The 22,035-nt window shown below is 55.8% G+C and carries 23 protein-coding genes; 12 read left to right on the top strand and 11 right to left on the bottom strand.

Features of this window, described 5'->3' with window-relative positions:
- Positions 1-15: 15 nt before the first annotated feature.
- Genes Q0816_RS11125 through Q0816_RS11110 form a run of 4 tightly spaced genes read left to right on the top strand, consistent with a single transcriptional unit; the run spans position 16 to position 3,613 of the window.
- Positions 16-1,197: a phytanoyl-CoA dioxygenase family protein gene (locus tag Q0816_RS11125; RefSeq protein WP_298850388.1), complete on the top strand. Its 1,182-nt coding sequence runs from the start codon at positions 16-18 to the stop codon at positions 1,195-1,197.
- Between the two features lie 47 nt (positions 1,198-1,244).
- Positions 1,245-2,051 (top strand): 5-deoxy-glucuronate isomerase, encoded by an 807-nt coding sequence (iolB, locus tag Q0816_RS11120; protein ID WP_298850384.1) that lies wholly within the window; start codon positions 1,245-1,247, stop codon positions 2,049-2,051.
- Entirely contained in the window at positions 2,048-2,806 is a 759-nt protein-coding gene (locus tag Q0816_RS11115) for an SDR family NAD(P)-dependent oxidoreductase (protein ID WP_298850382.1), read from the top strand. The genes iolB and Q0816_RS11115 overlap by 4 nt, the downstream gene beginning before the upstream one ends.
- A 27-nt stretch (positions 2,807-2,833) precedes the next feature.
- Positions 2,834-3,613 carry a TIM barrel protein gene (locus Q0816_RS11110; protein ID WP_298850380.1) on the top strand — a complete coding sequence of 260 codons (780 nt, stop codon included), beginning with the start codon at positions 2,834-2,836 and terminating at the stop codon, positions 3,611-3,613.
- Positions 3,614-3,628: 15 nt separating this feature from the next.
- On the opposite strand, the gene Q0816_RS11105 is transcribed toward Q0816_RS11110, so the two are convergent.
- The 3 genes from Q0816_RS11105 to iolC are packed head-to-tail and all read right to left on the bottom strand — an operon-like array spanning position 3,629 to position 6,291.
- The gene (locus Q0816_RS11105) at positions 3,629-4,468 is read right to left on the bottom strand and encodes a class II fructose-bisphosphate aldolase (RefSeq protein WP_298850379.1); all 840 of its coding nucleotides are present in this window, start codon (positions 4,466-4,468) and stop codon (positions 3,629-3,631) included.
- Positions 4,465-5,301 carry a 5-deoxy-glucuronate isomerase gene (locus Q0816_RS11100; protein WP_298850377.1) on the bottom strand — a complete coding sequence of 279 codons (837 nt, stop codon included), beginning with the start codon at positions 5,299-5,301 and terminating at the stop codon, positions 4,465-4,467. Before Q0816_RS11100 ends, Q0816_RS11105 begins: the two co-directional genes overlap by 4 nt.
- Positions 5,302-5,310: 9 nt before the next feature.
- Positions 5,311-6,291: a 5-dehydro-2-deoxygluconokinase gene (iolC, locus tag Q0816_RS11095; RefSeq protein ID WP_298850375.1), complete on the bottom strand. Its 981-nt coding sequence runs from the start codon at positions 6,289-6,291 to the stop codon at positions 5,311-5,313.
- 112 nt (positions 6,292-6,403) lie between these two features.
- Here iolC and Q0816_RS11090 point away from each other — a divergent pair, with 112 nt between their 5' ends.
- Together Q0816_RS11090 and Q0816_RS11085 are read left to right on the top strand one after the other, a co-directional pair.
- Complete coding sequence (locus Q0816_RS11090) at positions 6,404-7,507, top strand: Gfo/Idh/MocA family oxidoreductase (protein WP_298850372.1); 1,104 nt, start codon at positions 6,404-6,406, stop codon at positions 7,505-7,507.
- A gap of 38 nt (positions 7,508-7,545) precedes the next feature.
- Positions 7,546-8,679 carry a Gfo/Idh/MocA family oxidoreductase gene (locus Q0816_RS11085; protein WP_298850369.1) on the top strand — a complete coding sequence of 378 codons (1,134 nt, stop codon included), beginning with the start codon at positions 7,546-7,548 and terminating at the stop codon, positions 8,677-8,679.
- On the opposite strand, the gene Q0816_RS11080 is transcribed toward Q0816_RS11085, so the two are convergent.
- Together Q0816_RS11080 and Q0816_RS26045 are read right to left on the bottom strand one after the other, a co-directional pair.
- On the bottom strand, positions 8,680-9,678 hold the full coding sequence (locus tag Q0816_RS11080) for a LacI family DNA-binding transcriptional regulator (protein WP_298850367.1): 999 nt from the start codon (positions 9,676-9,678) through the stop codon (positions 8,680-8,682).
- A 521-nt stretch (positions 9,679-10,199) separates the two neighbouring features.
- Positions 10,200-10,355, bottom strand: a complete 156-nt coding sequence (locus Q0816_RS26045; RefSeq protein ID WP_367180492.1) for a helix-turn-helix domain-containing protein — start codon at positions 10,353-10,355, stop codon at positions 10,200-10,202.
- A 26-nt stretch (positions 10,356-10,381) separates the two neighbouring features.
- Between Q0816_RS26045 and Q0816_RS11075 the strand changes: the two genes are divergently transcribed.
- The 5 genes from Q0816_RS11075 to Q0816_RS11055 all read left to right on the top strand — a co-directional run bounded on the left by Q0816_RS11075 (position 10,382) and on the right by Q0816_RS11055 (position 13,168).
- A complete protein-coding gene (locus Q0816_RS11075; protein WP_298850366.1) occupies positions 10,382-10,531 on the top strand; it encodes a hypothetical protein in 150 nt (49 codons plus the stop codon).
- 137 nt (positions 10,532-10,668) lie between these two features.
- Entirely contained in the window at positions 10,669-11,433 is a 765-nt protein-coding gene (locus Q0816_RS11070; protein ID WP_298850365.1) for a DUF3299 domain-containing protein, read from the top strand.
- Positions 11,430-11,678: a hypothetical protein gene (locus Q0816_RS11065; RefSeq protein ID WP_298850364.1), complete on the top strand. Its 249-nt coding sequence runs from the start codon at positions 11,430-11,432 to the stop codon at positions 11,676-11,678. Before Q0816_RS11070 ends, Q0816_RS11065 begins: the two co-directional genes overlap by 4 nt.
- Positions 11,679-11,694: 16 nt before the next feature.
- Positions 11,695-12,423: a carbohydrate porin gene (locus Q0816_RS11060; RefSeq protein WP_298850362.1), complete on the top strand. Its 729-nt coding sequence runs from the start codon at positions 11,695-11,697 to the stop codon at positions 12,421-12,423.
- A 64-nt stretch (positions 12,424-12,487) separates the two neighbouring features.
- Positions 12,488-13,168, top strand: coding sequence for an IS6 family transposase (locus Q0816_RS11055; protein ID WP_298850360.1), 681 nt, complete (start codon positions 12,488-12,490; stop codon positions 13,166-13,168).
- 195 nt (positions 13,169-13,363) lie between these two features.
- Here the strand turns inward: Q0816_RS11055 and Q0816_RS11050 are convergent, their stop codons facing one another.
- The 6 genes from Q0816_RS11050 to Q0816_RS11025 form a co-directional block, all read right to left on the bottom strand.
- Complete coding sequence (locus tag Q0816_RS11050; RefSeq protein WP_298850358.1) at positions 13,364-13,816, bottom strand: hypothetical protein; 453 nt, start codon at positions 13,814-13,816, stop codon at positions 13,364-13,366.
- A complete protein-coding gene (locus Q0816_RS11045) occupies positions 13,803-16,202 on the bottom strand; it encodes a DUF1989 domain-containing protein (RefSeq protein ID WP_298850356.1) in 2,400 nt (799 codons plus the stop codon). The genes Q0816_RS11050 and Q0816_RS11045 overlap by 14 nt, the downstream gene beginning before the upstream one ends.
- Entirely contained in the window at positions 16,199-16,570 is a 372-nt protein-coding gene (locus tag Q0816_RS11040) for a cupin domain-containing protein (protein ID WP_298850354.1), read from the bottom strand. Before Q0816_RS11040 ends, Q0816_RS11045 begins: the two co-directional genes overlap by 4 nt.
- 1 nt (position 16,571) lies before the next feature.
- Positions 16,572-18,554, bottom strand: coding sequence for a proline/glycine betaine ABC transporter permease (locus Q0816_RS11035; protein ID WP_298850352.1), 1,983 nt, complete (start codon positions 18,552-18,554; stop codon positions 16,572-16,574).
- Complete coding sequence (locus Q0816_RS11030; RefSeq protein ID WP_298850350.1) at positions 18,554-19,582, bottom strand: glycine betaine/L-proline ABC transporter ATP-binding protein; 1,029 nt, start codon at positions 19,580-19,582, stop codon at positions 18,554-18,556. Before Q0816_RS11030 ends, Q0816_RS11035 begins: the two co-directional genes overlap by 1 nt.
- Before the next feature lie 84 nt (positions 19,583-19,666).
- Positions 19,667-20,617: an ABC transporter substrate-binding protein gene (locus tag Q0816_RS11025; RefSeq protein ID WP_298850348.1), complete on the bottom strand. Its 951-nt coding sequence runs from the start codon at positions 20,615-20,617 to the stop codon at positions 19,667-19,669.
- A gap of 237 nt (positions 20,618-20,854) precedes the next feature.
- Between Q0816_RS11025 and Q0816_RS11020 the strand changes: the two genes are divergently transcribed.
- Positions 20,855-21,790 (top strand): LysR substrate-binding domain-containing protein, encoded by a 936-nt coding sequence (locus Q0816_RS11020; protein WP_298850347.1) that lies wholly within the window; start codon positions 20,855-20,857, stop codon positions 21,788-21,790.
- Positions 21,791-22,035 lie beyond the last annotated feature (245 nt).

Below are 22,035 nucleotides of genomic sequence, written 5' to 3'. Positions count from 1 at the left end.
AAAGAGGAGTATATCATGGTACATCAGGAACTTGGATATGTCGGCTATTTCGACCGGGAATCCTGTGATCTGGATGAATTCAAGGTGTTGACCTCGCAAAACTTGATGCCCAATGCGGTTCCTCATGCCGCTTTGGTGGAAAAGAACGTTCCGATCTATGACATGCACGCGCTGCGCCCCGCCTTGGAGAAAGCAGATCAAAGAAAAGCGCTGCTGGCAGAATGGGCGCGCGTGCTTGATAAATCGGCGGGCGTGATCGTTCTCAAAGGCGCTTTTGCGGATACGTCCGTGATCGACCGGGCGACCGGAGTGTTCCAACAGATCATCAAGGAGGAACGCGAGGGCGCAAGTGGTGAAGGCGACCACTTTGCAGCCTCGGGCGCCAATGACCGGATATGGAACGCATTGCAAAAACAATGCATGCGCGACCCAGAGGGCTTTGCGCTGTATTTCGGGAATGTGGCGATAGCAGCAGCGTGCGAGGCGTGGCTGGGGCCGAATTACCAGATGACCGCTCAGATCAATCAGGTACGTCCCGGCGGTAAGGCACAGCAGGCGCATCGGGACTATCACTTGGGTTTTCAGACGGCGGACAATGCCGCCCGATATCCGGCGCATGCCCATCTGGTGACTGCTTCGCTGACTTTGCAGGGGGCCGTTGCGCATTGCGACATGCCAGTGGAAAGCGGGCCGACCAAATTGCTGCCCTTTTCCCAGCTGTACCCACCGGGATATCTGGCCTTCCATGATGAGGCACACAGGGCGTGTTTTGAAGAAAACTACATTCAATTGCCGCTTGAAAAGGGTGATGCGGTATTCTTCAACCCGGCGTTGTTCCACGCAGCTGGGGAAAACAGCAGTGCGAATATTCAACGGATGGCGAACCTGCTGCAGATTTCATCTGCCTTCGGTCGTGCAATGGAGATGATTGACCGGCGTACTATGTCGCAAGCGGTGTTTCCGTCGCTAATCGCTTTGAAACAACGTGGAGCGCTTAGTGCGGGGGAGTTGGACGCGGTGATTGCCGCAACTGCCGAGGGCTATCCGTTTCCAACCAACCTGGACACCGATCCACCGGTTGGTGGCAACGCGCCCGACAGTCAGGCCGATATCATGCGTCGCGCGGTGTCCGCAGGATGGACCGATGCGCAACTGGCCGAAGCATTCTCGGCCTTGCAGACAAGGCAAGCTGCCTGAAATCAACGCAGGCGGGCTTTTCAGGCCCGCCCAATAAGGAGAAAAGAATGGCAGACTTGCTGAAAAAACCATTCGGAACCCGTGGCAAGGTACATGATATCACGCCGGACAGCGCTGGATGGAGATATGTGGGCTTTGGACTTTATCGTCTAAAGGCAGGGGATCGCGCAGCCGAAGCAACCGGGGATCACGAGGTCATTTTGGTGATGGTCGAAGGCAAGGCACAGATCACCGGGGCGGGTCAGGAATGGGGTGTTCTGGGCGACCGGATGAACGTGTTCGAAAAGACGCCGCCGCATTGTTTGTATCTGCCGAACGGAACCGAGTGGGAGGTCGTGGCGGAAACCGATTGCGTTGTGGCGGTGTGCTCGGCTCCAGGCAAAGGCGGTCACCAAGCACGTCGCATTGGGCCGGATGGCATCACACTCACTGAACGCGGTAAGGGCGTGAACACGCGATACATCAATAACATAGCGATGGAGAACGAGGACTACGCCGACAGTTTGTTGGTGACTGAGGTGTTTACGCCAAATGGGCACTGGTCTTCGTACCCCAGCCACCGTCATGACGAGGATGACTTCCCCCGGATCACCTATCTGGAAGAGACATATTATCATCGTCTCAACCCAGCAAACGGGTTCGGGATACAGCGGGTTTATACGGATGACGGTCAGTTGGATGAGACGATGGCCGTATCTGATGGCGATGTTGTGACCGTTCCGCGCGGCCATCACCCTTGCGGCGCGCCTTATGGGTTTGAGATGTACTATCTGAACGTGATGGCCGGACCGCTACGGAAATGGCGATTTGTCCCGGCCCCCGAGGTTGAGTGGATCATGGAGCGTGACGGATGAACAAGAACTTCGCCAACTATCCAAGCCTTGCAGACAAGACGGTTTTCATCACCGGCGGGGCTGGGGGAATTGGCGCAGAATCTGTGCGGGCCTTTGCGGCACAGGGGGCAAAGGTCGGGTTTCTGGATCTAAATGCCGACGCCGGGCTTGCTCTGTTGGCCTCTCTTGAGGGTGAGCACGCCTTTGCCCAATGCGACCTGCGCGACATCGTTGCAACGAAAGCTGCTCTGGGACAACTGGTTGAAGAGCTGGGTGAAGCGGATGTCTTGGTCAACAACGCCGCTCATGATGACCGCCACGACTGGCGCGAAGTAACCCCGGAATACTGGGACGAGCGCATGGCAACAAATATCCGGCATATGTTCTTCGCTATTCAGACCGTAGCCCCAGGTATGATCGCCAAGGGCAATGGCTCGATCGTCAACATAGGCTCGAATTCCTGGTGGGAGGCCGGTGCGGGATTTCCCGCCTACGCCACAGCCAAATCCGCAGTACACGGCCTGACCCGTACCATGGCGCGTGAGTTGGGTGATCAACGTGTTCGCGTGAATACGGTCGTGCCGGGCTGGATCATGACCGATCGCCAGAAAGACCTGTGGGTCACGCCCGAGGCGTTGGCCAAACAGGTAGATCGTCAATGTCTGCCGGACCCGATTGATCCGGTCTATGTGGCGCGCATGGTGCTGTTTCTGGCCTCGGATGACGCAGCGATGTGCAGTGCGGGCAATTTCATGGTCGAAGGTGGCTCGATCTGAGCCAATCAGAACAATTGGGGAGCTGACATGTCTCAACCCTTTCAACTGGCGGCATGTGCCGAGATGCTGTGGCTGGATAAATCCATGGATTGGCGCGCAGCGCGGCTGACCGAGATGGGATTTGGTGTCGGCCTGTGGAACTGGTCGACGTGGGACCTGGACAAGTTGGAACGTGTTGGCGCGAATTACACGATCATGGACGGGTATCTTCAGGGTCGTCTTGCGGATGATGAAGGGGCTGACATGCTGCTGTCATCCGCGCGTGAGACCGCGCAGATTGGCAAGCGTCTGGGCGTGGATCGTCTGAACCTGCACGGCACCGGTCTGGGTGATGGTGGAATTCCGATCTGGCAGCATGATGTCGTGACAGGTGGCATGTGGTTGAAAGCGCAGGACACGCTGCGCCGCATCTGTGATTTGGCCGAAGAAGAAGATATCGTCTTCACACTGGAAAACCTGAACCTGCTGGATCACCCCGGCTGTCCCTTTGGATCGACCGGGGATGTTCTGGCGCTGGTCTCGTCCGTCAATCACCCGCGTCTTCGGATCAATCTGGACCTTTATCACACGCAAATCGGAGAAGGCGACCTGATCCGCTGGTGCGAGAAATGCCTGCCATGGATCGGAGAGGTTCAGGTGGCCGACAATCCCGGCCGGTGCGAGCCGGGAACCGGAGAGATCAACTATGTAGCTGTTGCGCGGGCGCTCAGTGATATGGGTTACCGTGGACCTGTCGGTATGGAGTCTTGTGCTTCGGGCGACCCGGACACGGCGCTTGAGGCGTTCCGGGCAGCCTTTACGATTTAAGAAAGCTTGGGCGCCTTATCTTTGCGGCGGGGCGCCAAAGGCACGGATCACGGTACGAGCAGCGGCTTCGACCGGGTCATGCGTTTCCTTCAGGATCGTGACACGATCAAACCGTTCGGGATCGCGAATGACGGCCTCACGCATGGCTGTACCGAAGGCCATACGCAGTTCGGTGCCGATGTTGAACTTGCAGATCGAGGTTTCGCGCGCCAGCTTCATACGCTGTTCTACCGGCACACCCGATCCGCCGTGGATGACCAGAGGCACTTCGGTCATGGCGTCGATTTCGGTGATACGCGCCTCATCCAGACCGCCTTCCTTGTTCTGTTGCAAGTGAACGTTACCGACGGAAATCGCTATCGCGTCCACGCCGCTTTCCCGTGCGAATTTCGCGGCTTCCTCGGGGTCAGTGCCGTTCGATCCTTCACCGCCGGAATACCCGACAAATCCGATCTCGCCCTCGCATGAAATGCCGGCCGCATGCGCCATCTCGGCAATCGCGGCGGTTTCGTCGATGTTCTGGTTTAACGGTTTGCGTGACCCGTCGAACATCAAGGATGTAAAACCGCTGTCCAGCGCAATCTTGCAGTCCTCGAATGTGTAACCGTGATCCAGATGCGCAACGACCGGAACCGAGGCGTTTTCGGCGAGATACCGGAACATTTTACCCAAAACGGGCAGCGGTGTGTTCTCGCGACAGCTGGGTCCGGCTTGCAGGATCACCGGCGCATTCTCGGCCTCGGCGGCTGCCACATAGGCGCGCATGTCTTCCCAGCCGAGTGTGACCAGCCCGCCCACGGCATAGCCTTGTTGATAAGCGGGTTGCAGGACGTCTTTCAGTGTGACGAGGGTCATTTGAATTTCGCGATCATGTCTTTGATGCCCGGGATCGTTTCAATCTGATAGGCATGTGTCGGTTGGAAATACTGCACAAGTGAGCGCTGGCTCAGACCGCCAAGGATGGTGAAATAATACATCTCGTATCCCGGCAGAACGCAGCAGGGGTGATAGCCATTGTCGATGCAGATCGTCGAACCATCTACGATATGATAGGCATCGCCCGGTTGGTTATCTTCGCGCTGTAGCATTTGCAGGCCCGAGCCCCAGTTGGGCTTGAACCGGAAATTATAGGTCTCGTCATGGCGGGTTTCGTCCGGCAAGCGATTGGTGTCGTGCTTGTGGCTGGGAAATCCGGACCAGCCGCCTTGACCAACTGTAAACAGCTCGCTCACCAGAAGGCGACCAACCTTGTCGTATTGTTTTTGGCCAAGGATGTGTTTGATCTTGCGGTGTGTCTTGGTGTCGTCGCTGCCGTATTGCACAAGGTCATGTTTGCGCACGTCGAACGGATCCAGCACCTTGTCGTATCGGGCCCCGGCAATGAACACTTCGGTCTCGTCCGACACGCACGCCAACTGCACCTTGGCACCGACGGGCACGTAGACACCTTCGGGCTCACCATCCCAGACATCCTCGCCCCGGTTGCCAAGCTTGGCGAAGGCAACGCCTTCGATATCCACATCCACGCTGCCTGTTGCAGGCACGATGCAGGTCTCATAGCCAGGAACCTGATATTCAAACGCCTCGTCCTTCTTCAGCTTGACGATGTTGAAATAGTTCAACGGGACGGTTGGGTCATCGGCGTCAACGATGGGTTTGTTCTGGTTGTCATAGGGCGCGATGTGCATGACGGTTTCCTACGTTGTGGGGCCGGGATGGTTGGACAAAAACGCATCCAACTGTGTGGTTGTCGGCATTGCAGGAGCACAGCCGGGCTTGGAAACGACAATGGATGCGCAGGCCGAACCGCGCATCACCGAGTCTTTCAGCGAGTGCCCGGCAGCGATCGAAGCCAGAAGCCCCGCCATAAAACTGTCGCCAGCGCCGACCGGCTTGATGGCGTCCACAGGATAGATACCGGTTTTGATTTCCTGCCCGTCCGCCAGCGTTACTGCGCCCTTTTCGCCCATTTTGTAAATGACGATGCGGCCTGGTTTCTCGGCAAGCTCCTGTGCCTTGGCAAAGCCCTTGTCCAGGCCTCCGGCCATAAAGCCGAACTCTTCATCGTTGCCGACGATCAGATCGCTGGCTTCACCGGCTCGGGACAGAACATCGGCGGCGACTTCTGGCGAGGGCCAGCTGTAGGGGCGATAATCAATGTCGAAAATGATCGGAAGACCAGCTTTGCGCGCGTGTTCAAACCCCCGGAAGGTTGCGCTGCGCGAGGGTTCAGATGCAAAAACAGTTCCGGCGGACAGGACAGCAGAAAAAGCGCTGAAATCCACGCGATCCATGTCTTCTTCGGTAACTTGAAAGTCGACTGCACCGTTTCGATAGATGACATTCTGGAAATCTTCCGTACGGCTCTCATAGATCGCGACGGACATACGGTGTTCGCCACCGACGACGCGGATGTGGGAAGTATCAACGCCGTAATACTGCAGACGTTTCAGACAGAACCGCCCGATGGCATCATCCGAAATCGACGTGATCAGGGACGCCTGGCTGCCCAATTTCACCAGACCAGCACCGATATTGGCAGACGAGCCGCCCAAATCTGCCTGGAAAGTATCGGCGTCTTCGCTTTTTATCCCGATGGGATCGGCGAACAAATCCATGCCCGCACGCCCCAAGATGGCGAACCGGTTTCCTCTGATGCCATCCGTCAAAGCGTTCACGTCATATCCTCCGGTGAAAAGGGGTCGGCAAAGTTTGGACCTTGCGTTGAATCGATTCACACGATACTGATTTTGCAACCGGTTGCAAATACAATGTGCGAGGCCGTGGCAGATGCCTGAAATCGGAATTGGAATCGTAGGCGGCGGCTATATGGGCAAGGCCCATTCCGTTGCCATGTCGGCGGTAGGTGCGGTGTTCAACACGGCGTTAAGGCCCCGGCTTGAGATCATCTGTGCATCAACCTCCGAAAGTGCGGAACGTTACCGGGCGGCTTACGGGTTTCAGCGGGCAACCGATGACTGGCGTGCATTGGTTGAGGACCCAAAGGTTGAGGCCATTGTCATTGCATCCCCTCAATCCACGCACAGGCAGGTTGCCGAGACGGCTTTCGCCTTGGGCAAGCCGGTCTTATGCGAAAAACCACTGGGCGCGTCACTGGATGACAGCCAAGCCATGGTTGCTGCTGCCAAGGCTTCGGGCGCGGTCAATATGGTGGGGTTCAACTATATCCGCACGCCCGCCAGCCAATACGTCCGCCAGCTGATCGTCAATGGTGAGATCGGAGATGTCACCTGGTTCCGGGGGGAGCACACCGAGGATTTTTATGCCGACCCGCAAGCCCGGGCAACGTGGCGCACAACAGGTATGGCGAACGGAACGATCGGCGACCTGGCCCCGCATATGGTCAACGGAGCGTTGGCATTGATCGGACCCATAGCCCAGGTGATGGCGGATGTTGAAACCGTTCACAAAACCCGACCGGGTGGTGAAGTGACAAATGACGACCATGCCCAGGTGATGTGCAGGTTCGAAAACGGGGTTATGGGAAACCTGTATTTCAGCCGCGTGGCGACGGGCCGGAAAATGGGCTATGCATATGAAATCGCGGGCACCAAAGGCGCCATTCGGTTCGATCAGGAAGATCAGAACGCATTGTGGCTGTACAAGCGCGAAGGCCTCGAAGCGTCGCGTGGCTTCACAAAGATCCTGACCGGCCCTGCGCATCCGGATTATGAACCCTTTTGCCAGGGTCCGGGCCACGGAACCGGATATCAGGACCAGATTATCATCGAAGCCAAAGACTTCCTGCAGGCCATCCACAGCGGAAAAGCGATTTGGCCCACCTTCCGCGACGGGCATGAGGTGAACCGCGTGCTGGCCGCCGTCCTGGCGTCGTCAGATCAGCGGCAGTGGAAAAACATCAGCGATTTCTGATCGCTCAACCTAAAAAGTTCTAATGAGAGACGAAGACCATGGCTAAGTTGAGATGGGGCATGATCGGAGGTGGTGAGGGCAGTCAAATTGGTCCCGCCCACCGTCTTGGTGCGCAGGCTGACGGGCTGTTTGAATTTGCAGCTGGCGCGCTAGATCACCGACCTGAAGCGGGCCGCGAATACGCGCAGCGGCTGGGGGTCGCAGCCGGGCGCGCCTATGGCGATTGGCAGGAGATGTTGGCGGGCGAAAAAAGCCGTCAAGATCGGATTGATCTGGTGACCATCGCGACGCCCAACTCGACTCATTTCGAGATCGCCAAAGCGTATCTCGAGGCTGGCTTTAACGTTCTTTGTGAAAAGCCGATGACCATGACAGTGGAAGAGGGCGAAGATATTGTTCGCGTCGCCGAAGCCTCGGGCAAGATATGCGCGGTGAACTACTGCTACTCCGCCTATCCGATGGTGCGTCAGGCGCGTGCTATGGTGCGCGCAGGTGAGTTGGGCAAGGTGCGTTTGGTTGTGACGAATTTCAGCCACGGTCATCATGGCGATGCCACCGATGCAGATAATCCACGTGTACGTTGGCGCTATGATCCTGCGATGGCGGGAGTCTCGGGCCAGTTTGCCGATTGCGGTATCCACGCATTGCACATGGCCAGCTTTATTTGTGATGATGAGGTAAAGTCTCTTTCCGCTGATCTGGCCTCGACCATCCCCAGCCGTGAACTGGAAGACGATGCGATGATCAACTTCCGAATGGAAGGTGGCACGGTCGGGCGTCTTTGGACATCATCGGTCGCGATTGGCCGTCAGCATGGTTTCGACATTCAGGTCTTTGGCGAAACCGGCGGGCTGCGCTGGGCGTCTGAGCAACCCAACCAGTTGATCTATACACCTGTCGGCGGACGTACTCAGATCATCGAAAAAGGCGAGGGTGGTCTGCATGACGAGGTTCAACGCCTGTCCCGAGTTGCCATTGCGCACCCCGAAGGGTTCCCGCTGGCCGTAGCCAATATCTATTGCGATCTGGCGGATGCGATCCGCGGTGAAAGCCGGGATGGATTGCCTGGAGCGGCTGATGGGGTGCGATCCATCGCAGCCGTCCATGCGGCCGTTACATCCGGCAAGGCAGACGGCGCTTGGCAGGATGCCCGCCCGCCGATGTTTCGCTGATTATGGGCGGGGTCGCAATGTGCCCCGCTCAATCACCCGGCAGGGGAAGATGCGGGCTTCAGGATAACGCTGAGGCTCTTTCAGCATCTCCACGACCAGATTCACGGATGAGGTGATGATCTGCTTGATCGGCTGGTGAATCGTTGTCAGGTTGATATTTTCCCAGCGCGACATTTCCATGTCGTTCAGGCCGATGATTCCGATGTCCTGACCCGGCTTCAATCCGTGGTTTTCCAACGCTGAAAGCGCACCGACGGACAGGATGTCGTCACCACAAAAATACGCCTCCGCGGGTGCGCCGACCAACAGGCGCAACATTGCGTCCCGTCCGGCTTCGAATGAATACGCCCCGGCAAAACAATGGGTCACTTCGACCTCAGGGTGATCTGCCAGCTCTTCTGTGAATCCCCGATACCGGTCGAGGGCCGAGGTGGCATCCTTTGGGCCGCCCAGGTACCCGACATGGGTATAACCGCGCGACAAAAGCTCTCTGGCGGCCATGCGGCCACATTCGACGTTATCGATTCCCACCACATGCACTTCGGGCGAGGTGGCCGACCGACCAAATGTGTGAACCACGGGCACACCGGCATCGTGAAAGGCTTTTGCAAAACTGGGCGGCAGGGTGGACGAAGCCACAATGGCCGCATCAACCGAATACTGCCGCAGCATTCGCACCGAGTTTGCGGGCTCGGTCTCATCCGTCAGGTTCACGATCAACGGGCGCAGGCCGCGTTCCTGTAGGGCGCGCGTGAACTGATCGAAGACTTCGAGGAAGATTGGGTTGTGAAAGTTGTTGGAAATCAACCCAATCAGTTTGGTGCGCCCGGTTGTCAATGATGAAGCCAGAGCATTTGGGCTATAGCCAAGTTCGCGCGCGGCTTTTTCGACCTTGCTGCGCGTTTTTGCGGAAACGGAGGCCCCTTCGGTAAAGGTGCGCGACACGGCTGATCGTGAAACACCTGCCAGTGCGGCAACGTCTTTGAGGGTCACACTCACGCTGACCGATTCCTGCCGCTGTGAGACTGGGATTTCGTTAAGTTCTGCATAGCCAAATCATTATGCACCATCGGCAAAAACTTGCAACCGGTTGCAAGGTGCGTTCAGCATTTCGACCTTGTTACAGATACGCTGCTTTGACGAGAGAATGGTGGGTGACGAGTGACTCGAACTTCCAACATTTTCGGATCAAACGAGGCGTTCTAATCCAATCCACACGTGCAACAAGGTGCTGTCCTTCGTTACCGCCACCAGCAGCATGTTGAAGAGATGTCTAGTGTTGCTAGCGGCTTGAAGGTTTCACACCCTGCGGGACGGCTCAAGAGCATATGGCAACTTGCTGCGATCAAGTTCATGACCGATCGAACCCAAACAAAGAAGTGCTGCAGCGCTGCATGCTCAACCAAAATGGCCATGGGGCCAATTGTCTCTCTTCAATCCTTGGATATTGGCCCTGAATAATGTGTTGCAAATTCTTGTCGACCCGGAGTTGACAGCCAATCCAGCTGTTCGCACCGCAGTTACGATCCAAAGCGGAATTGGGTCGGCGTCATTCCGGTCTGGCCTCGAAAAAAGCGAGTGAAGTGGGGCTTGTCGGAGCAGCCATGCATGAGGCCGATTTCTGCAATTGTCATCCTGTCCTCTCTGAGGCGCTCCTTAGCGACATCGGCACGCAGCCGTTTTACTTCGCGGGTGAGCGTCGATGGTAACCCTGACTTCGGTAGGCGGCGAGATCACGGCACTCAGCGGTGATTTCATGAACCCCTATCCAGAAGGTAAGCTGGGTGTGATCGAAGAAGGCGCCTATGCTGACATCCTGCTGATCGACGGCAACCCACTTGAAGACTTCTGAGTCGTTGGAACGGGCGATCAGCGGTTCGGTGCCGACCCGAGGCCGGAGAGCCCGGAAAAGATTCAACTGATTATGAAGGACGGTGTGATATATAAATATACAATGGAATGACCCGAAAAATCAGCCGAAGAGTGTTCATGCACCATTGGTTTCGCTCTGCAATGATTGCAGGATTGGTCTGGTTTGGTCATTCTGCCATGGCATCGCCGGGAACAACGCTGGACTGGCCCGACCTGCCAGATCCATCCGTGCAGGTCTTTGAAGACCCCTATCGTGATCTTAGCCCCGAACAGTTCGACGATGTCCTGTTTATCATACTCTTGCGAGGCAGGCTGCATCAAGACGGTGGCAGCATGGAAGACAGGCAGAAATGGCAAGAGCTTCTGACCGAGACAGAGGACGCCTTGGCAGCAGATGGGATTGATGTCGACTGGCAACTCGATCAGCGGGAGGTTGTGACAGAACGTCGAAGAAAGGCAGGAACAAATGGGAATCCGCAATTCGACGGTCAGACAATTACACTCGCGGGCTTTGCTATTCCTGCCCCGAGCGACCCTGACGGGCGACCTGTAGCGTATTTGGTGCCAGAACGCGGGATGTGCAGCCACATGCCTCCACCGCCGCCCAACCAGATGATCCGCGTGCGGTTGAATGGGGACTGGACGCCCAGCTATTTCCATGAACCCATTCGTCTAACTGGCACGCTGACGATTGATCCCTCGGTTCAGAGCATGATGGTCGTGGATGGTCTTGTGCCCATGAGTGCGACCTTCCGGTTGGAGAGGGTTAGTGTCGAAATACTGGAAACCGAGGCAGACAGGCTGGAGTGTAAACAGCGTGCTGCTGATCGCATCCGTGCGGCAGGCGACCGCAAGACCGGTGGGGCAAAGGCGTCTGAATGATAAGACTTTTGGCTGCCACATTGAGTATCGCCTTCGCTGGTACAGTTTCGGCGCAGGGACTGTCCAGACCTTCTTCTGTTGAAGCTGACCTTGAGCCCGGAGATGGTTTGACCGATCCGCAGTACCGCTCAGAGTGTCCGCGCAACATCACATCGGGGTGGTTCACTTGGAAAGACCGACTGGCCGAGGAAGGATTTCGGTTCAACATTGATTACCTGGCGTTGGGTCAATCTACGAAATGCTGACCTGGGAACCGGCGAGGTGGCCAGCGGAATTACGCGTCTCTACGGTAGTTGGCAGGCAACTGAACTTGGTTCACTGTCATTTAAGATCGAAGATCGGCACAGTTACGCCGATATCGCCTTGCAGTTTCTGCGGCTGGACGGCGGTGCTCTGTCGATCACCGGGACGGCTTTCAATGACAATGGTTTGCGGCTGACCAACCTGTTTTGGACCCAAAGGGCCGAGAATGGCTCGTGGACACTGCAAGTCAGTCAGATCGACGTCACGGATTTCGTTGATATCTATGGGCTGGTCAGTCCCTACAGTGGGTTTCAGAATCTGTCCTTCAACACTAACCCGACTATTAACACGCCCAATCAAGGTCTTGGCATTGCAGGCGGGGTAAAGCTAAGCGAGAACATCTACGCAATTGCGAGCATTGCAGACGCAAATGCAGACCCGTCCCATCCAGATTTTGATGCGTTTGGCGATGGCAATCTCTTCAAGTCGCTCAAGCTTGGTTATACCGCTGGCTTTGATCGCATCTACTCCGACAATGTCCACCTGACTTTGTGGCACGCGGATGCAGCTGATAATGGAAGCCGCGCGGAAGACTATGCGGGCACCGGTAAGACAACAATCGCAAAACGTCTGGCCAGCGGTTTGAATAGAGGAGTTGTATACCCGAGGGGCGGGAAGCGGTCATTCGCTGCGGTGCAAAGCAAATGTTTCACTGCTCCAAAGCGGGGTTGTGTTGCAAACTTTTGACCATTGACCTTTGTGGCGTCAGTGCCTGTGTGGCGAACGGCATTATCCAATTGAAGGTTGGTTCTTGATTTCTTTCAAAGGCGCTCAGTATCCGAAAGACGTGATCTTGTTGACGGTCTTCTTTTATGTCCGCTACGGTGTTTCCTATCGGGATCTAGAAGAAATCATGGCTGAGCGCGGTGTTTCGGTAGACCACACCACACTGAACCGATGGGTAACACGGTATTCCGGCGCGATCGCTGAAGCAGCGCGTCGCCGAAAAGGGTCATGTGATCGTTCCTGGAGAATGGACGAAACTTATATCAAAGTGAAAGGTGCGTGGGTTTACCTCTACCGGGCCGTCGACAAACACGGCAAAACCTTTGATTTCATGCTTTCTCGACGTCGTAATAAACCTGCAGCCACAAACTTGTTTGCTCGGATGTTGGAGGTCAACGGCCTTACCCGAAAGATTGTCATCGACAAAAGCGGCGCAAACACAGCAGGTATTAAAGCCATCAACAAAATGCTGAAGGGCTTTGGATGTCCGATTCCAATCGAGATGGTGAGGCAGAAGTTCGTAAACAACATCGTCGAACAGGATCACCGATTCATCAAGAGACGCACTTGGCCAATGCTGGGGTTCAAAGCTTTCGATTCTGCTGCAGCAACACTCGCTGGAATCGAAGTCGCGAACATGATCCGCAAGGGCCAATTCACGTCCGGACTCTGTCCCTTTCAACAATTCGCTGAACTGGCCGCTTAACTTGAAGACACGCCGTAATCTCCTTGGCTAGCAAGAATCTTTGCACCACAACCTCCATTTCAGAATACCTGAGCTGACAGCTCGCGCCACTGCCTGTTCTGTTGTCCGGCACTTGGGCTTCGTGACGATCGAAGATGGCAGAGCATGCACTACTCTATCCTTAGTCATCTAGCGAGCAATGGTACGCCGGCTGCGTCAATTGCGATGTTCGAGACTCAAAAACACCAATGTAAGATTGATTTGGCCCTTGTCTTTTTGGGCGACGCGATAAACACCGTCCGAGGTGATAAGTTTCCTCTGTACGTAGCTGTCAGGGTGGTTAACGGAACTACGGTGTTGTTTCTGAGTTCCGTCTTTGCAACGTGTTACTTCGGTCCAAAGGTCGTTGAATGCGCGATTGGCTTCGGCGTCTCGGAACGGAAACTCCCATCGGCATGAAATGCCTTGGACATTGGCTAGGCCGACATACGGTTTGCACATTGCTCCTATCGGCGAGAAACCGGTGGTGTTGTAGTTTTCAAGTGCGGTAACCCTGTCACATACTCCTGCGAAGCCGGTTTCTGGCAAAGTAGCCATGACAAACCCCAGAAAACAAACGACCGCAGCTTTGGTCGTTTGCTTGGTTGTTAAATTATCATTCAGCCGCATCCGGGAAATCGTTTTTCAGGTAAACACCCTTCACACGCTCTTTTGATGGATCAAAATGCGGGAACGGAACCATTTTTGCCTTCAAGCGCTTTTGCTGCCCATCCAGTTGGCCGATCTCAATGTCGTGCCCCTCGAGCGCATGGGTTGATGCAACCCGCCCGAGGGCGATGACCTTGCCTAAGATGGGTGACTTCATCGCGCTGGTGATTTCGCCGACCTGCGCTTTTCCGATACGTACACAATCGCCCGGAGAAGGAACTGTTCCACCTTCTATATCAAACCCGACCAGTTTGCGGTGAGGGTGAGCCTTGCGTTCCTCAATTGCGTTGCGCCCGATGAAATCATCGGACTGAGATTTCAATGGGACGGTAAAACCGACCCCGGCCTCGAACGGATCAGTCTGGTCGTCAAATTCGGACCCGGCAAAGATCAAGCCACCTTCGATCCGCAACATGTCGAGGGCGGCAAGTCCAAGAGGGGCAATTCCATAGTCCTGACCAGCTTCCCAGACACGGTCGAAAATCTCGACAGCGTCCTTAGGGTGGCAGAAGATTTCATACCCCAACTCGCCGGAGTACCCCGTCCGAGAAATTACAACGGATGTCCCGCGCACATCCCCAACCCGGGCCACTGTAAGCCGGAACCAAGGCAATTCTTCAATGGTTGGTTGCTGGGGTGGCGTCCAGAATATCTGCGAGAGGATGTCGCGGCTGTGCCGCCCCTGTACCGCGATGTTGTGCAACTGATCTGTAGAGTTTCTCACCCAGACATTCATATTGCGCTTACGCGCTTGTTCTTGCAGCCACAAACCGCTGGTGTCGTTGCCACCAATCCAGCGAAAATTGGTCTCTCCCAGGCGATAGACGGTGCCATCGTCGATCATGCCACCGTGTTCATAGCACATGGCCGTGTAGACTACCTGACCAACGCTTAGCTTTTTCATGTTGCGGGTCACGCAAAGCTGCATCAGTTCTTCGGCATCCGGGCCAACAACCTCGTATTTGCGCAGCGGGCTCAGGTCCATCACAGCAACTTTGTCCCGACAGGCCCAGTATTCGGCAATAGTGCCGTGATTGGTCATCGTATTAGGCAGCCAATATCCATTATATTCGACAAAATCACGGGTATGACGCGCAAAGCAGTCGTGAAATGCTGTTTTCTTGGTTTCTTCCACATCCGCCTCCGCAGATTTTCTGTAGCCATAGGACCGTTTGAAATCCTCGGTTGCTTTGTAGGTTCGCACCTGAATGTCGGTTGGGTTCCAGCCATTGGCCGGATCGATATCGCAGGGACAGCCGGTGCTGACGCAGACCAGATCCGTCAGGGCGCGCAGCAGCACGAAATCTCCGGGTCGCGACCACGGGTCGTCCATGCCAATGGCATTGTTATCGTCCAGCATTGTGTTGAAAAAGAAGTTGATCGCAGGCCAACCTGCGCGGGGACGGATGCCATATTGGCTTAGATCCTTGTTGATATTGTCCGAGCAATTGACGTGGCCGGGATAGCCCAAGTCTTCATAATACCGTGCTGTGCAGGCCAGCCCGAACGTGTCGTGGCGGCCGCATGTATCCTGCACGATCTCAACCAGCGGTTCCTGATCCACTGACCAGTATTTCGAGAATATACCTGGTTGCGGATACAAGCTGCCCATCAGGCTGCGCGTTGTGGTGGGATCAATCTCCCGTTCGATCCCCTGATCTAATGCACGACGGCTGAACGCCTGAAAGTCTGAGCATTCGCGGCCCCTGATATCCACGATCTGGATGAACTCTCCGGCTTTGACCTCATAAGATTTGGCATTGCCCGGCTGAATGTTGATGTCTCTGAGAGGGTCGGCCAACGGATCGGGCGCGCCCACGTCGGGTTTTTCAAAGCCGGGAGCGGCACGCTGAATGTATAGGATAATGTCGGTCGGTGGGTTGTTGTCTTCGGGCCGCATCGCTTCGCCGGGAGCAGAGACGATCAGTAGACCGTCGCATTCGGCCACGAAGTGCGCCATGTCGCCGGGGCGTGATTCATCCGAGAAAGCCCTGATCGCATCCCCGCGTCCGATGTCGAAACCTGCAACCTCTAACGCGCGCAACACTTTCTTGCCCGAAGCCGAGCCATTCGCCAGAGTTGCAATCAGCCCCTCTGGACGTCCGTGCCCCTCCGCGCCAAGCATGGCAGCGTCCGAGCTTCGATCAGGAGCAAAGAACACTATCTCGGCGGGTTGCATCCCATCGCGATCCAGCAATGTGATCGTGTCGCCTTTGGACACCTGAACCGCACGCGATCCTGCGCCAGGGACGGGATGACGTTCCGTTCCATGCGGCAGGATCGGAAGGCCGGGGGCCAGAACCCCGCTGCGTTCATACGGCACCTCGAAAACCGGCTTCACATTCATAGTGCACCTTCCTGAATGGATTCAGTTGCGCCGCGATGCGTGACCACCAAAAGGCATCCCGCTTCGGTGCGCGAAAAGTTACCGGAACCGGCGGCCAGGCTGACAAAGTCTCCACTGCGATAGCTGAAACCGTCGTGATCGGTCAGATCACCTTCGAGCACAAAGAACTCTTCCGGGCCGTGATGGATATGCGGGTTCGAGCGCGTGCCCGGTGCCATTTTCATCAGATAGCTGCCTTGCCCGGTGTCCTCGTCAAAGCTGACATTCTTCCACCAGATCTGTTCGTCGGGCAAATCTTCCATCTGCATTCTGACAAAGCCGGTGTCGTCGAAACGGGTGACGGTACGCATGTTTTGCGGCTGTTCCATCTCAGTCGAGCCCCAGTCGCTTTTTACGCTGTTCCGCCCAGCTGCTGATGGCCATGTCAAAGGTCAGCGCCATCAGCGACACGTTCAGGCCAAGGACGAAGTTCTTGCCCAACTCGGTGCCCGCCAGCGTGCGCTGCAATTCCTGTCCCAGGTCCTGGGTGCCGATGAAGGCCGCGATGATGACCATGAAAAAGGCGAACATGATGGCTTGATTGAAGCCCACTGCCATGGTCGGCAGCGCCAGCGGGAATTGGACCGACATCAGCTTTTGCCGCCGCGTGGACCCGGACATGTCTGCCGCTTCGGTCATTTCCGGGGGCACGCTGCTGAGGCCAATAATGGTGTACCGGATCAATGGCACGGCGGCGAAGATCAGGATCGAGAACACGACGGCCACGTCATTGACGCCGAACAGCATGATGGCCGGGATCAGGTAGATGAAGCTGGGGAATGTCTGCGCGGTGTCGCAGGCCAGCAGGATGCTTTTCGACCAGCGCTCGGACCGGGCGGCGATCACGCCAAGCGGTATGCCGATCAGCGTGGCCAGCGCAACGGCCGAGATAACCGTATACAGAGTGATCACCGACCGGTCCCACCAGCCCGAGAATGCGACCATGGTGAAGAATACTGCCGCATAGATACCCGGGCGGCGTCCGCCGACCCAATAGGCAAAAGCAACGACCAGCAGGATGAAGGCAGGGGTCGGGATCGCCAGCAACGTGTTCCGGAACGGGATCAGAACCTTGACGTTCAAGAACCAGCGCAACCATTCGGTTGTTCCCTTGATGGCTTCGATCGCCAGGAACGACTTGATCACCACATCGATTTCCTTGCCCTGGCTCAAGTGCTGTTTGCGGCCGACTTCGGCCAGGATCGGGAACAGCTGCGACAGCAGGATAAACCCGACAAACAGACCCAGTGCGACCAGCGAGATCTGATGCCGTTTCCACCACGGTGTGCCGCGTTCAAAGTGAACCGGTTGCTTGACGACCCAGGCCTTGGACATCCGGTCCAGCGTCACGGCCAGAAGAACGATGGTCACGCCGATCTCGAAGGAACGGCCCAGCTTGAAGCTGCCCATCATTGCCAACAGCTTGGCACCAAGGCCAGGCATACCAATGAAGGCGGTCAGGACCACCATGGCCAGACACAGCATGATTACTTGATTGACGCCAACCAGAATTTCGGTCCGCGCCGCCGGTATATAGACATGGCGCAGCATCTGCCAGCGGGTGCAGCCCGACATCTGGCCTGCTTCGATCACTTCGGGGCTGACCTTCTTGAGCCCCAGCGTTGTCATCAGGATCATCGGTGGGATCGCGAATGTAATCGTCGCGACGGCACCGGCTGTTGGCCCGACCTTGAAGAAGATCACCGCAGGCAAAAGGTAGGTAAAGAAGGGCAGGGTCTGCAATATGGACAGGATGGGTTTCAGCATCCGCTCGAACCAGCCATATTTCCATGCGGCAGTACCCAGAGCCAGACCCAGCAAAAACGCCAAGGGGGCCGCAACCACGATCACGGACATGGTTTGCATGGCGATCTTCCACTGGCCGATTGCCGCAGTCCAGATAAAGGTGCCCGCGCCCAGAGCGGCCAACTTCCATCCACCGACAGCATAGCCCACAACCCCGGCAACGGCGGCAATCGCAGACCATGGGATCGGTCCCAGGTTTGGCCAGCGGCGTTTGCCTTCTAAAAGGTTGGCTGAAGTGTCCAGCAGAAATTCCAGCGGGCCTTCGGCGATAAAGCGGGTGACGTAAATCAGGCCGAGGTCGTTTTGGATGAAGTTGAAAATCGCATCCAGAACCTGCGCGGTGGGTGGAATGGCCGCTTCGGGGATGCGGTTCAGCCATTCAGGCAGAATACCGACTGCCTTGGCGAGGATCAGTGCAAAAGCCACGGCAAGCAGCGCGGTAAGCACTCGGGTACGTCCCCACGACTTGTCCGTGGTCTTGGGCAGATCAGTGGACAGTGTCGCCATTATTCGGCTCCGAGCAGAACATTCAACGCGGCGTCGCGTTCCAGCACACCGGTGACAACGCCTTTGTCATTTGCAACCGGTAAAAGGATACGGTTGTCATTGACCAGAACCCGCGCCAGTTCGTGGATGGTCGAGCCGCCATTGATTGGAGCGCCTTCCAAAGCGTGCCCGTTGACCGGTTTCGCCAGCCCTTTCGCATGTACCACGCGGGCTTTGTCGATGTCCTCGGTAAATTTCGCCACATATTCGGTGGCGGGGTTCATGACGATCTGATCGGGCGTGTCACATTGTTCGACAGCGCCATTGCGCATGATCGCGATCCGGTCTGCCAAACGCAGCGCCTCGTCGAAATCGTGGGTGATAAAGACGATGGTCTTGCCCAGCATCTCTTGCAGCCGCAGGAATTCATCCTGCATTTCGCGGCGGATCAATGGATCAAGGGCCGAGAACGGTTCATCCAGAAACCAGATATCCGGCTCAATCGCCAGGGAGCGGGCGATGCCGACCCGTTGCTGTTGCCCGCCGCTAAGCTCGCGCGGGAAGTATTCTTCGCGACCCTCAAGGCCGACCAGCTTGATGACTTCCAACGCCCGCTCGCGTCGGTCATGGCGATCCTGGCCGCGCATTTCCAGCGGGAAGGCAACGTTATCCAGAACCGTACGATGCGGCAGCAGACCGAAGGACTGAAACACCATGCCCATCTTGTTGCGCCGCAACTCGATCAAGTCACGCTCACTCAGGCTCATGATGTTCTGACCATCAACCTCTATCGTGCCGCCGGTTATGTCATGAAGGCGAGAAAAGCACCGTACCAGAGTGGACTTGCCTGATCCGGACAGCCCCATGATGACCAGCATTTCACCCCGGTCAACTTCAATCGAGACGTCTTTGACTCCGGCGATGTAGCCGTCTGCACGTATCTCATCGAAGCTGCGGCCCGCGGGCATGGATTTCAGATAGGCCTCAGGAGAGGCTCCAAACAGTTTCCAGATGTTTTTGGCTGAAATGACGGGCGCTGTGGCGGACATGGCTGCCTTCTTTCTTGTTAGGAACGGCCTCGCTTCACTGAGATCAGCAAGGCCGCGCCAGTTTCGTTGCTAATGACCGGATTATCAGCTGCAGGCGCTGATCCAGGGGTCAACAACAGCGCGGTTAGCATCCAGCCATTCGGCTGCGGCCTCTTCTGGTTCCAGCTCATCTGTATCGACCAGCTTGGCCATTTCCGCGATTTGTGGGTTGGTGAACGAAATCTCGGTCAATACGCAATAGGCAGCCGGCCACTTGTCTTTCATGCCATCCCACGCGGCTTTTTTCAGGTAACCGGTGGCTGGGTTGCCGCAATCATACAACGCATCTGGATTCGGACCTTTGGATGGGTCTTTGTCGCAACCATCTTCCCAGGCCGGAAACTCGACAAATTCACCGGGCCAGACAGCTTCGGCAAAGTTGGGTGTCCAGTTGAAGACCAGAACCGGTTTCTTATCTGCCTCTGCGGCTCCGATCTCGGCCCAAAGCGCCGCAGCCGAACCCGCATTGATGACCGTGAAATTCAAATCAAGCGCTTCGGCACGTTCCTTACCATGCTTCAACCAGTCGACGGGTCCATCCAGATATCGGCCTTTGTCCCCGGTTTCCGCTGTTGCGAAAAGATGCGCGCATTCGTTTAACGCTTGCCAATCGGGCAGGCCGGGGCAGGATTCCTTAGTCCACATCGGATACCACCAATCCTCGCGCGTGACCGCATCATGATCACCTGCATCATGCAAACCACCCTTTTCTAGCGCGGCGCGGAAGGATGCGCCAAACGCACCTTCCCAGACTTCCATCTCAAGTGTGACATCGCCCAAGCGCACCGACTCGTAGACCGCCTGACTGTCTGTTGTGACGTATTCGACGTTGTCACCGATCTCTTCGAGTAGTTGACCTGTAACGTAAGACATCACGATCTGACTGGACCAGTTGTGAATTGGTATGACGATCGGATCGCTGCTGTCTTCGGCAATCGCTCCGGTGCCCGCTACCGCTGCCAAAGTTGCAGCAGAAAATAGATTTGTGAGTTTCATGTTTGCTCCCTGAGTGACGTACATTTCTTATCTGCGGACTCTTCCGGCCCCGAATTTTCTCATTCTGCCTAAGTTTTCGCGAGACGCAGAACAGAAATTTGAGAGGCATTGCCTATAAAATCTTGAGGCAAATCTGATTTTTCACTATTTTAACAGTCAGTTGCCTGATCGGTTTCCAGTCGAAGCGGGCAAATGTTCTTGATTGCGATCATCTTCAGATTGGGAAACCGCCTTCAGATGGCAAAGAAAGCACCAATTACCGGGAAGGTCCTTCCACCGCTCGATTACCTTTTGGCATTTGAAGCGGCTGCGAAAGCGCAGAGCTTTGCGCAGGCCAGCAAGGTGCTCAACATTTCGGAAACGGCAATCAGCCGCAAGGTGCGACTGTTGGAGCAGCATTATGATGTTCCTCTGTTTGTCAGAGGTCATCGGTCGGTCTCGCTGACGCAGCAAGGTGCCATATTGTTGACAACCGTGGAAAAGTCGCTGGACCTGATGCGGGATGTTAGCCGTGACATGCTGGCTAAACATCAAGCCAACACTGTCTCGATCTCTGCGACCAACTCGGTTGCGTCACTCTGGTTGATGCCACAGCTAAGAAAATTCAACAAATCCAATGGTCGAATTCGTATTTCGTTAGTGTCTTCCGACAGTGATGCAGAGTGCCTGTCAGATTCGATGGACTTAACGATATTGCGCGGGGATGGCGAATGGCCTGGATATGATGCTCAGCTTCTATTTGGGGAAACTGTTTTCCCGGTTTGCAGCCCAGAGTATCTTAAAACCAATCCGTCGGTGACAGATTTAACTGCTTTGCCGGAGTTGGATCTGATTGAGGTGACTAGTAGTCACGCGGAATGGATGACTTGGCACACGTGGCTTAACGGCAATGATGTTTCAACCTCATTGATGGAACGCGCTGTGGCTTTCAACACTTATCCTCTCTCTATACAAGCAGCAGTCGATGGATTGGGTGTCGCATTAGGTTGGGCCCATCTTGTCGACCCACTGCTTGAAAGCGGCGCGTTAGTCAGACCGATTCAGGACGTATCGGTGCGAACGCAGTCTGGGTACTATCTTCTTAAAAGCCCAACGCAAAAAGCATTCCCGGAACTGCGCATCGTAGAGGAGTGGTTGTTGGGGCTAAGCGCGGTGCGTAAACGTTACGCGTGATCCGTGACGCCATCGCGTAAGAAACGCTCTTTCGGTCATGTCCTCGCATTTCTGAGGTTGACCCAAAGGAATATTTATTTACCGTAAAGAAAGTATTTGATTCCTCCCCCGGTCGCAGATGCGGACGGGTTTGAGTTCGTTAAACCTACTTTGCACGGAGCCCAGCACCCAATGAGCTACAAATCCGACATCGAAATCGCCCGCGAAGCGAACAAGAAACCGATTCAGGAAATCGGCGCGAAGAT

This window comes from uncultured Ruegeria sp., from assembly GCF_947497005.1.
Classification (GTDB): Bacteria; Pseudomonadota; Alphaproteobacteria; order Rhodobacterales; family Rhodobacteraceae; genus Ruegeria.
Note: the sequence above shows the minus strand (reverse complement) of the source record. Positions and strands in the feature narration are given on the sequence as shown.

Excerpts from the sequence above, each read along its gene's own strand:
- Q0816_RS11125 (WP_298850388.1), top strand. The coding sequence starts at position 16 with ATGGTACATCAGGAACTTGGATATGTCGGCTATTTCGACCGGGAATCC.
- Q0816_RS11040 (WP_298850354.1), bottom strand. The coding sequence starts at position 16,570 with ATGGAACAGCCGCAAAACATGCGTACCGTCACCCGTTTCGACGACACC.
- Q0816_RS11025 (WP_298850348.1), bottom strand. The coding sequence starts at position 20,617 with ATGAAACTCACAAATCTATTTTCTGCTGCAACTTTGGCAGCGGTAGCG.
- Q0816_RS11070 (WP_298850365.1), top strand. The coding sequence starts at position 10,669 with ATGCACCATTGGTTTCGCTCTGCAATGATTGCAGGATTGGTCTGGTTT.
- Q0816_RS11050 (WP_298850358.1), bottom strand. The coding sequence starts at position 13,816 with ATGCGGCTGAATGATAATTTAACAACCAAGCAAACGACCAAAGCTGCG.
- Q0816_RS11065 (WP_298850364.1), top strand. The coding sequence starts at position 11,430 with ATGATAAGACTTTTGGCTGCCACATTGAGTATCGCCTTCGCTGGTACA.
- Q0816_RS11075 (WP_298850366.1), top strand. The coding sequence starts at position 10,382 with ATGGTAACCCTGACTTCGGTAGGCGGCGAGATCACGGCACTCAGCGGT.
- Q0816_RS11115 (WP_298850382.1), top strand. The coding sequence starts at position 2,048 with ATGAACAAGAACTTCGCCAACTATCCAAGCCTTGCAGACAAGACGGTT.
- Q0816_RS11105 (WP_298850379.1), bottom strand. The coding sequence starts at position 4,468 with ATGACCCTCGTCACACTGAAAGACGTCCTGCAACCCGCTTATCAACAA.
- Q0816_RS11110 (WP_298850380.1), top strand. The coding sequence starts at position 2,834 with ATGTCTCAACCCTTTCAACTGGCGGCATGTGCCGAGATGCTGTGGCTG.
- Q0816_RS11090 (WP_298850372.1), top strand. The coding sequence starts at position 6,404 with ATGCCTGAAATCGGAATTGGAATCGTAGGCGGCGGCTATATGGGCAAG.
- Q0816_RS11030 (WP_298850350.1), bottom strand. The coding sequence starts at position 19,582 with ATGTCCGCCACAGCGCCCGTCATTTCAGCCAAAAACATCTGGAAACTG.
- Q0816_RS11085 (WP_298850369.1), top strand. The coding sequence starts at position 7,546 with ATGGCTAAGTTGAGATGGGGCATGATCGGAGGTGGTGAGGGCAGTCAA.
- Q0816_RS11020 (WP_298850347.1), top strand. The coding sequence starts at position 20,855 with ATGGCAAAGAAAGCACCAATTACCGGGAAGGTCCTTCCACCGCTCGAT.
- iolB (WP_298850384.1), top strand. The coding sequence starts at position 1,245 with ATGGCAGACTTGCTGAAAAAACCATTCGGAACCCGTGGCAAGGTACAT.
- Q0816_RS11035 (WP_298850352.1), bottom strand. The coding sequence starts at position 18,554 with ATGGCGACACTGTCCACTGATCTGCCCAAGACCACGGACAAGTCGTGG.
- Q0816_RS11100 (WP_298850377.1), bottom strand. The coding sequence starts at position 5,301 with ATGCACATCGCGCCCTATGACAACCAGAACAAACCCATCGTTGACGCC.
- Q0816_RS11045 (WP_298850356.1), bottom strand. The coding sequence starts at position 16,202 with ATGAATGTGAAGCCGGTTTTCGAGGTGCCGTATGAACGCAGCGGGGTT.